This window comes from Coprococcus sp. ART55/1 (assembly GCF_000210595.1).
In the GTDB taxonomy this organism is placed as follows: domain Bacteria; phylum Bacillota; class Clostridia; order Lachnospirales; family Lachnospiraceae; genus Coprococcus; species Coprococcus aceti.
The window spans coordinates 79,928-84,719 of record NC_021018.1 but is presented as its reverse complement, the minus strand read 5'-3'; the positions used below and the strand labels follow the sequence as shown (position 1 = coordinate 84,719).

At 48.0% G+C, this 4,792-nt stretch carries 4 protein-coding genes; 2 read left to right on the top strand and 2 right to left on the bottom strand.

What is annotated here, in order from left to right; all coding sequences use genetic code 11:
• A partial coding sequence (locus CCU_RS00370; protein ID WP_243440823.1) for a chloride channel protein occupies positions 1 to 990 on the bottom strand: 990 nt, incomplete at its 3' end.
• Between the two features lie 165 nt (positions 991 to 1,155).
• Between CCU_RS00370 and spoVAD the strand changes: the two genes are divergently transcribed.
• A complete protein-coding gene (gene spoVAD, locus CCU_RS00365; protein WP_015533144.1) occupies positions 1,156 to 2,181 on the top strand; it encodes a stage V sporulation protein AD in 1,026 nt (341 codons plus the stop codon).
• A 6-nt stretch (positions 2,182 to 2,187) separates the two neighbouring features.
• Complete coding sequence (spoVAE, locus tag CCU_RS00360) at positions 2,188 to 2,544, top strand: stage V sporulation protein AE (RefSeq protein WP_015533143.1); 357 nt, start codon at positions 2,188 to 2,190, stop codon at positions 2,542 to 2,544.
• Positions 2,545 to 2,608: 64 nt separating this feature from the next.
• Here spoVAE and CCU_RS00355 read toward each other — a convergent pair.
• The coding region (locus tag CCU_RS00355) for a transglycosylase domain-containing protein (RefSeq protein ID WP_208895861.1) at positions 2,609 to 4,792 on the bottom strand (2,184 nt) is incomplete at its 5' end.

Here is a 4,792-nt window from a genome sequence, read left to right as displayed (position 1 = left end):
CGATGGAACGATCTCACCGCCTCGGAATCCACAGCCTATTGTTATGGCGGTGAACAGCGCCTTGAGAAGGAAAGCCGTTGGTTTTGCCTCTCCGTTGAGCGCCTGGGCGATGATGTTCATACCGGTTCCGTTGTAGTCGGTGGTGTTGAGTATTATGTTGAGCAGGACGAGCATCACGCCTCCTGCGAATACGCGCACATACTGGTTCTTGAAATATTTGCGGAAAAGCTTGTGCACAACGTTCATGAATATACAGAACAGACTGCTGAGCACTGCGCACAGGATAGCCAGACCGATGACCTTGATCACCAAAGGCACATCCACGGATGTCGGCATGCCGGCTATATTGTAGTGGTCGTGTACAACGTGAAGCTTTTTCGTTATTGCGTATGCGATGACTGACGAGAACAGACAAGGCACAAATGCGCAGTAGTAGAGGATGCCGATACTTATGACCTCCATACTGAAAAGTGCAGCCGTTATTGGCGTTCCAAACAGTGCCGAAAAGACAGCGCTCATACCGCACAGTGTGAGTATGTGCTTGTCGCTGTCATCCAGCTTGAATAGCTTGCCTATAGAGACACCGATGCTTCCACCTATCTGAAGGGCGGCACCCTCCCGGCCGGATGAACCTCCAAAGAGGTGTGTAATGACCGTCGATATGAAGATCAGCGGAGCCATACGGGAAGGAATCTCGTCCTCCACACTTCTTATGGAACCGATGACAAGATTGGTTCCCTTGGAATGTCTTATTCCACAGATCCTGTATATAAATACGATCACGATTCCCGCAAGCGGCAGAAAATATATTATCATATGATTGTTCTCACGGAAGCCGGTGGCGTACTCTACGCATATATGAAAAGCTGTTCCGACAAGCCCGCATATTGTTCCCATTATCAGTGAAAAAACTATCCATTTGAAAAAAGTCGTAGCATATCTGACACATCTGCTAAAACAGTTTACCCAGTATTCCTTTGTAAATTCCACGGCGATTCTCCATTCCTTTTTCTTTGTAAAGCAACTTTAGTAATGTTAAAGCAAATAAATGAATTTGTCCAGTGCTGAGATTAACAAAAACTACCATTATAATCTGCAGTGCATAAGGGAATTATAGTAACAGTTACATTTATCCATATAAGGGAGTTGCATGATATGAATGAGAAAAAAGGAAAACAGAGCATAAAATTTGGCAATCCCCCATATATACTGGGGGCAGCAGCGGTGGCGGGGCCGAAGGAGATAGACGGCCCCATGGCGAGATATTTTGACAGAGTGAGCGAGGATGCAACATTTGGCAAAGATTCCTGGGAGGAAGGCGAGAGCGAGATGGTGCGTCAGGCGGTGACCCTTGCCATACAGAAGGCGGGAATAGTCAAGCAGGATATAAGGTATATATTTGCCGGGGATCTGCTGGGACAGCTCATAGCGTCGACATTTGGAATCAAGGATATGGAGATACCGGTGTTCGGTCTGTATGGTGCGTGCTCGACGTGCGGGGAGGCACTGTCGCTTGCGTCCATGACTGTGGCGGCGGGGTATGCGGACAACGTCATTGCGGAGGCGTCAAGCCACTATGGAAGTGCGGAGAAGCAGTTCCGTTTTCCCTTGGAATATGGAAATCAGCGTCCCCTGTCAGCTACCTGGACGGTCACGGGAAGTGGTGCCTTTGTGGTGTCAGACAGAGAGTCAGATGTGTGTATCCAGGGCGTAACCACAGGGCAGATAGTGGACTATGGTGTGAAGGATTCCCTCAACATGGGAGCGTGCATGGCACCAGCGGCGGCTGCCGTTATATATCAGAATCTTCAGGACTTTGGAATAAAGCCCACATACTACGACAGGATAATAACCGGTGATCTCGGTAAGGTCGGCAAGACGATACTTGAGGATCTTCTGAGCATGAACAATGTGGATATATCGGCAAATCATATGGACTGCGGTATAGAGATATTTGAAAACGAGGAACAGGATACCCACTCTGGCGGATCGGGCTGTGGCTGCTCGGCGACCGTCCTCGCCGGATATATATTGAAGAAGGTGAGCTCCGGGGAGTGGAAGAGAGTTTTGTTTGTTCCGACGGGAGCCCTGCTTTCCACGGTGAGCTATAACGAGGGGCAGACCATACCGGGGATCGCCCATGCGGTCATGATAGAGCATCACGAAAAGAAAGGTGAGTAGATGTAAATGGATTATGTAAAAGCGTTTGTGGTTGGCGGAATAATATGTGTTCTTGCCCAGATATTGATGGACAAGACCAAGCTTCTTCCGGGAAGGATAATGGTCATACTCGTCTGTACGGGAGTTGTGCTTGGAGCGCTTGGAATATACAAGCCGCTTCTGGAATTTGCACAGTGCGGGGCATCGGTGCCGCTCACGGGATTTGGATATAATCTGTGGAAGGGCATAACTGAGGCGGTTGATAAGGATGGATTTATCGGACTGTTCCGCGGAGGCTTCCAGATGGCGGCGGTTGGAAGCTCGGCCGCACTGATATTTGGATATCTTGCATCGTTGATATTCAAGCCGAAGATGACAAAATAGAATAGAAGACAGGCAGGATATAAAAAGCCCCATCATACATTGAATTGTATGATGGGGCTTTCCGTCATTGAGTTGTATCGGTTGAATCATCCGAGCTTGGTTCCTCGGTTGTGGTTATCTCCGTTGAAGAGGTAGGTTCCTCTGACGTTGGTTCCTCAGTTGTAGGTTCCTCAGTCGTTGTAGGCTCCTCCGTTGTTGTATCCTCCGTTGTATCCTCCGATGTATCCTCGGTGGTCGTGGTTGCCTTGGTAGTTTTCTTTGTATCCTTCTTCTTGCCGTGGATGTTACAGTGCTCCTTGAGGAGTGATTCATCCCATGTGTAACCCTCAAGAACATATTCACCATCATCATTCAGCTTGTAGATGAAGGTTGTAGTCTCAGGACATTCCTTGTTGGCAAGCATGTGTGATTCGTTACATACGACAACCTTCTTGACACCTGGACAGTACTTTGTAGGAATCTTGGATGCGTCAAAGTAATCTGTTACGGTAGGACATCCATTCGATGGAAGAAGTCCTGTATCCGAACATACAGTGGCCTGTACGATTCCGTCCGGCATCTCAAATGTAGCTGATGTATCAAGTCCCTTCTTCTCAATGACCTGATCCATGATATCTCTCCACATATAGCACTTGATAGAACCAGGGCTGTATGTGATGTTCTCATCATTTCCAAGCCATATAGAAGCTGTGTAGTATGGGTTATAACCACAGAACCAGTTATCAAAGTCTCCTGATGTGGTACCCGTCTTACCTGCTGTATACATACCTGTGTAAGAGTTGGCACCTGAACCGGTACCTCCTGTTACAACGTCGTGCATGGCACTTGTGAGAAGCCATGCTGTCTGCTCTGATATGACACGTGTCTTCTCAGGTTCCCTGTTGTCTATCAGAAGATTGCCTTCATGGTCGTAAACCTCTGAGTAGAACACAGGCTTTATATAATTACCACCGTTGGCGATGGTTGCATATGCAGCTGTGATCTCCAGGTTGGTAATACCATTTGTCAGACCACCAAGTGCAAGTGACTGGTTGATATCTGACAGGATGAGACCATCGCTGTCTGTCTTTCTCTCAACAAGAGTTGTAAATCCAAGCTTCAGCAGATAGTCATATGCGAGCTGTGGAGTTACGTCTGTGATACACTTTACAGCTATGATATTCATAGACTCCATGATAGCATATCTTATAGTTTTAGGTCCCCAGTATCCGCCGTACCAGTTAAATACCTGATTACCATTCTCATAGTAGTAAGGTGCATCATCGTATACGGTGGCAAGAGACATGTTGCACGCGTCCAGTGCAGGAAGGTATGTGGCAACTATCTTGAAGCAGGAACCAGGCTGTCTGGTCGCCTCAGTTGCACGGTTGAATGATCTGTTCTCAGTTTTCTCTCCACGGCCTCCGACAAGTGCCTTGACCTGACCGGTGTTCTGATCCATGAGAGTGAATGATACCTGTGGCTGTATGACAAGCTTGAATGTCTCCATGAAGACTTCGTCGCCGGTCTCGGCAACCATGGCATCCCTGAACTCGTCAGCCGCTGCACGGGCTTCATCCTCACTGTAATATCTTGCACTATAATCGTAGCCCTGCTGTTCAGCAAACCAGCTCTCGAGATTCTCTACACTGTAGTTTGTCTGGACCTTTGTCTCCTTGTCAGCAAGAGTGAGAGCGTAGTTGAGCTGATATACAGGCTCAGGCCAGTAGGATGTATCATTTACAACTGAGTCAGCGATCTCCTGGATCTCAGGATCCTGACAAACGATGACCTTGAGTCCGCCTGACCAGATCAGTGACTCTGCCTCGTCCTCTGAGTAGCCCTTGGCAACCAGATCATTCTGAAGCTGCTTGATGACCTCGTCAGTGTAGTAGGAGTTGACCTCTGTCTTCTGCTGCTTTTCTTCCTTCTTAGATACGGAAGCGATACGCTTGTAAACGTTATCGTTTATAGCCTCGTCATACTGCGCCTGTGTTATATACTCAAGATCCAGCATGTATTTAAGAACCTGGGTCCTTCTGGTCTTGTTGTCGTCAGGCGACAGGAGAGGATCGTATTTGGTAGGGTTCTGCGGAATTGCTGCGAGCACGGCACACTCAGATACCGATAACTGGCTGAGCCCCTTGCCGAAGTAAGTCTTGGCAGCGGTCTCAACACCGTAGCAGCCTTCTCCGAGATATATGGTGTTCAGATAATACTCGACTATCGACCTCTTGTCGATCTTCTTCTCCATACCCACAGCCAGGTA